5 protein-coding genes are annotated in these 5,222 nt (G+C 67.7%); all 5 read left to right on the top strand.

The annotated features are described in order from the left end of the window. The coding region (locus DBV14_RS24005) for an FAD-dependent oxidoreductase (RefSeq protein ID WP_185546108.1) at positions 1-368 on the top strand (368 nt) is incomplete at its 5' end. A gap of 69 nt (positions 369-437) precedes the next feature. Next, positions 438-1,748 carry an NAD-dependent dihydropyrimidine dehydrogenase subunit PreA gene (gene preA, locus DBV14_RS24000; RefSeq protein WP_124462809.1) on the top strand — a complete coding sequence of 437 codons (1,311 nt, stop codon included), beginning with the start codon at positions 438-440 and terminating at the stop codon, positions 1,746-1,748. A 47-nt stretch (positions 1,749-1,795) separates the two neighbouring features. After that, entirely contained in the window at positions 1,796-3,301 is a 1,506-nt protein-coding gene (locus DBV14_RS23995) for an NCS1 family nucleobase:cation symporter-1 (protein WP_124462807.1), read from the top strand. 23 nt (positions 3,302-3,324) lie between these two features. Next, entirely contained in the window at positions 3,325-4,785 is a 1,461-nt protein-coding gene (hydA, locus tag DBV14_RS23990; RefSeq protein WP_124462805.1) for a dihydropyrimidinase, read from the top strand. A gap of 26 nt (positions 4,786-4,811) precedes the next feature. Continuing rightward, positions 4,812-5,222: M20/M25/M40 family metallo-hydrolase (locus tag DBV14_RS23985; RefSeq protein WP_124462803.1), on the top strand; the 411-nt coding region annotated here is incomplete at its 3' end.

The following is a 5,222-nucleotide window of genomic DNA, read 5'->3' as shown; positions in this document are numbered from 1 at the left end:
GCGTGCGCATCATCCACTGGGCCGCGCCCAAGGCCCTGCGCTCCAAGGGCGGCGTGCTGCGCGGTATCGACTTCGAGCGCACCGCGCTGGTCGACGGCAAGCTGATCGAGACCGGCGAAGCGCTCGCGCTGCAGGCCGACATGGTGCTGTGCGCCATCGGCCAGAGCTTTGTCGCGACGGCACTGGAAGACAGCGGCGTGCAGCTGCAGGGCGGGCGCATCAGCACCGATGCCGAGTGCCGCAGTTCGCGGCCCAAGGTCTGGGCTGGCGGCGACGCGCGCTTCGGCGGGCGCGACCTCACGGTCGAGGCGGTGGAAGACGGCAAGCAGGCCGCGCTGTCCATCGACCGCCACCTGCGCGCAGCCTGAAGCGGCCGGCCTCTCTCTTCCTTTCCCCTATCCATCCGTGCGCGCCTTGCCGCGACAGGAGCAATTCACATGGCAGACCTGAGCACCGACTTCGTGGGCATCCGCAGCCCCAACCCTTTCTGGCTGGCCTCGGCGCCGCCGACCGACAAGGAGATCAACGTGGTCCGCGCCTTCGAGGCCGGCTGGGGCGGCGTGGTCTGGAAGACCGTGGGCGAAGACCCGAACGTGGTCAACGTGCACGGGCCGCGCTATGCCGTGTCGTACGCGGCCGACCGCCGCGTGACCGGCTTCAACAACATCGAGCTGATTTCCGACCGGCCGCTGCGCACCAACCTCGAAGAGATGGCCCGCGTGAAGCGCAACTGGCCCGACCGCGCGGTGGTGGCGTCGATCATGGTGCCCTGCACCGAAGAGGCATGGAAGAACATCCTGCCGATGGTCGAGGACACCGGCTGCGACGGCATCGAGCTGAACTTCGGCTGCCCGCACGGCATGAGCGAGCGCGGCATGGGCGCGGCCGTGGGCCAGGTGCCAGAGTACATCCAGATGGTGGCCGAGTGGTGCAAGCACTACTCGAAGTTGCCGGTGATCGTGAAGCTCACGCCCAACGTGGCCGACATCCGCCCCGCCGCGCGCGCCGCGAAGAAAGGCGGTGCCGATGCGGTGAGCCTCATCAACACCATCAACTCGATCATGGGCGTGGACCTGGACGCGATGGCGATGTTCCCTCACACCGATGGCAAGGGCTCGCACGGCGGCTACTGCGGCCCCGGCGCCAAGCCGATCGCGCTGCACATGGTGGCCGAGATCGCGCGCGACCCGCAGACTGCCGGCCTGCCCATCTCGGGCATCGGCGGTGTCTCGACCTGGCGCGACGCGGCCGAGTTCATCGCGCTGGGCAGCGGCTCGGTGCAGGTGTGCACCGCCGCCATGGTCTACGGCTTCAAGATCGTGCAGGACCTGTGCGACGGCCTTTCGAACTTCATGGACCAGAAGGGCTACGCCAACCTGGAGCAGATGCGCGGCCGCGCGATCGGCAGCATCACCGACTGGCAGCAGCTGAACCTGAACCACGTCGACAAGGCGGTGATCCACCAGGACCTGTGCATCCAGTGCGGCCGCTGCCACGTGGTGTGCGAAGACACCTCGCACCAGGCCATCAGCGCCACCAAGGACGGCATGCGCTTCTTCGAGGTGAAGGAAGAAGAGTGCGTGGGCTGCAACCTGTGCGTGTCGATCTGCCCGGTGCCCGGCGCGCTGTCGATGCGCACGCTGAAGGCCGGCGAGATGGACGCGCGCACCGGCCACCCGGTGGTCGGCCACTACGCCAACTGGACCACGCATCCCAACAACCCGATGCGCACCGGCAGCCCCGCCTGAACGACAACACGGCCAAAAACACGACACACGTGCAGGAGACAACCCACATGACGACCACACAGCACGGCGGCGCACCCGCCGCAAACCTCTGGAACGAGGACCTGGCGCCCACCACGCTGGCACAGCGAACGTGGCGCTGGTATCACTTCGCCGCTCTCTGGGTGGGCATGGTGATGTGCATCCCCGCCTACATGCTGGCGGCCAGCCTGATCGAGGGCGGCATGTCATGGGGGCAGGCGGTGCTGACCGTGTTCCTGGGCAACGCCATCGTGCTGGTGCCGATGCTGCTCATCGGCCACGCCGGCGCGAAGTACGGCATTCCCTACGCGGTGATGGCGCGCGCCTCGTTCGGCACGCGCGGGGCGCGGCTGCCGGCGCTGCTGCGCGCCATCGTGGCCTGCGGCTGGTACGGCATCCAGACATGGTTCGGCGGCCAGATGATCTACACGCTGGTCGGCGTGCTCATGGGCCAGCCGCTGGGCGGCGACAAGCTGCCGATGCTCGGCATCAACGGCGCGCAGCTGGTGTGCTTCTTGATCTTCTGGGCGATTCAGCTGTACTTCGTGGTGCACGGCATCGAGTCGATCCGCCGGCTCGAAACCTACACCGCGCCGCTGAAGATCATCGTGTGCGTCGCGCTGCTCTACTGGGCCGTGCAACGCGCGGGCGGCCTGGGCCCGATCTTCGACCAGCCTTCGCAGTTCGAGGCCGGGGGCAAGAAAGCCGGCATGTTCTGGGCGGTGTTCTGGCCGTCGCTCACGGCCATGGTCGGCTTCTGGGCCACGCTGGCGCTGAACATTCCCGACTTCACGCGCTTCTCGCGCTCGCAGCGCGACCAGGTCGTGGGCCAGGTCATAGGCCTGCCAGCGCCCATGGGCCTGCTCGCGATGATGGCGGTGATGGTCACCTCGGCCACGGTGGTCATCTATGGCAAGGCATTGTGGGACCCGGTGGACCTGGCCAGCCGCATGACCGGCGCCGCGGTGCTGATCGCGCTCATCATCCTGCTGATCGACACGGTGAGCGTGAACCTGGCGGCCAACCTGGTGGGCCCGGCCTACGACTTCTCGGCCCTCAACCCGAAGAAGATCTCGTACCGCACGGGCGGCTACATCACCGCCGGCATCGCCATCGTGATGATGCCGTGGAAGGTGCTGGAGACCACGCAGGGCTACATCTTCACCTGGCTCATCGGCTACTCGGCGCTGCTGGGGCCGGTGGCCGGCATATTGATTGCCGACTACTACCTCATTCGCCGCAAGGAGCTGGACGTCGATGCGCTCTACCGAGAGAACGGCGCCTACAGCTACGGCAATGGCTGGAACATGGCGGCCATCGTCGCCTTCGTGGTCGGCGTGCTGCCGAACATCCCGGGCTTCCTGAACGCGGCCTTTCCGCAGGCCGTGCCGTCGATGCCCGAGTTCTTCAAGACGATCTACACCTACGCCTGGTTCGTCGGCGTGGTGCTGTCGGCCGTGGTCTACATGGGGCTGATGAAGGCGCGCGCGCCGCAGCACCAGGGCATGGCCGCGCCACTCAAGACCCCTGTCTGAAACAAGCAAAAGGAACCCACGCCATGACCGTTCTCATTCGCGGAGGCACGGTGGTCAACGCCGATGCCGAGCACCGTGCCGACGTGCTCTGCCAGGGGGACAAGATCCTCCATGTCGGCACCGACCTGCAGGTGCCGGCCGGCGCCGAAGTCGTCGACGCCGGCGGCGCCTACGTCATGCCCGGCGGCATCGACCCGCACACCCACATGCAGTTGCCCTTCATGGGCACGGTGGCCGCCGACGACTTCTTCAGCGGCACGGCGGCCGGCCTGGCCGGCGGCACCACCAGCATCATCGACTTCGTGATTCCCGACCCGCAGCAATCGCTGATGGACGCCTTTCGCATGTGGCGCGGCTGGGCCGAAAAATCCGCCGGCGACTACAGCTTTCATGTGGCCGTGACCTGGTGGAACGACAGCGTGCACAAGGACATGGGCACGCTGGTGCGGGAGCACGGCGTGAACAGCTTCAAGCACTTCATGGCCTACAAGAACGCGATCATGGCCGACGACGAAATTCTGGTGAAGAGCTTCCAGCGCTCGCTGGAACTCGGCGCCATGCCCACGGTGCACGCGGAAAACGGCGAGCTGGTCGCGATGCTGCAGCAGCAACTTCTGGCACAGGGCATTCGCGGCCCCGAGGGCCATCCGCTGTCGCGCCCGCCGATGGTCGAGGCCGAGGCGGCCAACCGCGCCATCGCCATCGCGGAGGTGCTGGGCGTGCCGATCTACGTGGTGCACGTGTCGTGCGGCGAAGCGCTGGAGGCCATCACCCGCGCCCGCGCACGCGGCCAGCGCGTGTACGGCGAAGTGCTGGCCGGCCACCTGGTGGTCGACGAAAGCGCCTACCGCGCCCCCGACTTCGCGCGCGCCGCCGCCCATGTGATGAGCCCGCCCTTCCGCTCGCGCGAGAACCAGGCCATGCTGTGGCGCGGCCTGCAGGGCGGCAACCTGCACACGACGGCCACCGACCACTGCACCTTTTGCGCCGAGCAAAAGGCCGCGGGCCGCGACGACTTCACGAAGATCCCCAACGGCTGCGGCGGCGTCGAGGAGCGCATGGCCGTGCTGTGGGATGCGGGCGTCAACGCCGGCCGGCTCACGCCGTCGGAGTTCGTGCGCGTGACCTCCACCAACGCGGCGCAGCTGTTCAACCTGTATCCGCGCAAGGGCGTCATCCAGGCCGGCGCCGACGCCGACATCGTGGTGTGGGACCCGAAGGCGACCAAGACCCTGTCGGTGAAAACGCAGCATTCGAAGAGCGACTTCAACATCTTCGAGGGCCGCGAAGTCACGGGCGTGCCGCGCCACACCGTGGCCGCCGGCCGCTGGGTCTACCGCAACGGCGACCTGCGCGCCGAGCCCGGCACCGGCCGCTACCTGAAGCGCCCGCCGTTCGCGCCCATGTTCACCGCGCTGGAGCGTTTCAAGCACCAGCACGCGCCCACGGCCGTGGTGCGCGACGGCGCACCGGCCGCCCACTGACACACCCAAGGAATCGAGAACACATCATGAATGCAGTCGTGGACAACCACACGTTGACGATCAATGGCGAGCGCCTGTGGAACTCGCTGATGGAACTGGCGCGCATCGGCGCCACCCCCAAGGGCGGCGTGAAGCGCCTGGCCCTGACCGACCTCGACAAGCAGGGCCGCGACCTCGTGGTGTCGTGGGGCAAGGAGGCGGGGCTGAGCATCACGGTCGACAAGATCGGCAACGTCTTCATGCGCCGCGAAGGCACCAACCCGGCGCTGCCGCCCATCGTGTCGGGCAGCCACATCGACACGCAGCCGACCGGCGGCAAGTTCGACGGCAACTACGGCGTGCTGTCGGCGCTGGAAGTGGTGCGCACGCTGAACGACCAGGGCATTCGCACCGAGGCGCCCATCGAGGTCGCGTTCTGGACCAACGAGGAAGGCTCG

It is taken from the genome of Variovorax sp. KBW07 (genome assembly GCF_003852515.1).
In the GTDB taxonomy this organism is placed as follows: Bacteria; Pseudomonadota; Gammaproteobacteria; order Burkholderiales; family Burkholderiaceae_C; genus Variovorax.
This window is presented reverse-complemented; position numbering and strand designations above follow the sequence as displayed.

Coding starts and splice junctions, on each gene's coding strand:
- hydA (WP_124462805.1), top strand. CDS start 3,325: ATGACCGTTCTCATTCGCGGAGGCACGGTGGTCAACGCCGATGCCGAG.
- DBV14_RS23995 (WP_124462807.1), top strand. CDS start 1,796: ATGACGACCACACAGCACGGCGGCGCACCCGCCGCAAACCTCTGGAAC.
- preA (WP_124462809.1), top strand. CDS start 438: ATGGCAGACCTGAGCACCGACTTCGTGGGCATCCGCAGCCCCAACCCT.